Here is a 605-nt window from a genome sequence, read left to right as displayed (position 1 = left end):
CGGGTGGACGGGTCGGGTTCGGGCACCTCGTCGTCCCCATCGTCGTCCAAGTTGTCGTCGGTGTCATCAGTGGGGAAGGGGTATTTCGCGACGGCCCGTCGGAGTTGGCCGACGTCGCAGTGTGGTGCGAGGCGGGTGACGTCTTCGTCGAACCCGGCCGGGACATGACGGGCGATGACCGCCAGTTGGTGGAACGTGATCTCGGTGCGTTCGAACGCGGCGATCGCGTGCGGGAGTTCGTTCGCGCGGGAGGCGATGCGGACGATGTCTGTTGCGGCGGCGCGGGAGACGCCGGCGAAGCAGGTCAACCATTGTTCCGGGGATCGGATCCCGGAGACAGCCCAATGCTGTTCGGTGAGGGATTCGCGCATCACGGTGATGAGGTCGGCGTACGCGCCGGTGAGGGCACCGGCGACGCGTTCCAGGTCGTACCTGGCCACGTACGCGGGGTCGTACTCGTCCGCGTTGTGGAGCACAGCCTTCGACGAAAACGGTTCGGGTTCAACCGTTTTCGTGGCGTCGACTGCTTCGTTCGCCCTCATACGAATAGTCAACCATCGAGCACTGACAACCACCGTGTGGTCACGTTTGCGTCGAGGGTTCGG

At 64.6% G+C, this 605-nt stretch carries 1 pseudogene; it reads right to left on the bottom strand.

From position 1 onward, the window contains the following. Positions 1–476 (bottom strand): annotated as a pseudogene (locus tag EU513_RS15600) (DUF222 domain-containing protein); the annotation flags it as partial. Positions 477–605 lie beyond the last annotated feature (129 nt).

It is taken from the genome of Yimella sp. RIT 621 (assembly GCF_004146205.1).
Lineage (GTDB): Bacteria > Actinomycetota > Actinomycetes > Actinomycetales > Dermatophilaceae > Yimella > Yimella lutea.
Note: the sequence above shows the minus strand (reverse complement) of the source record. Positions and strands in the feature narration are given on the sequence as shown.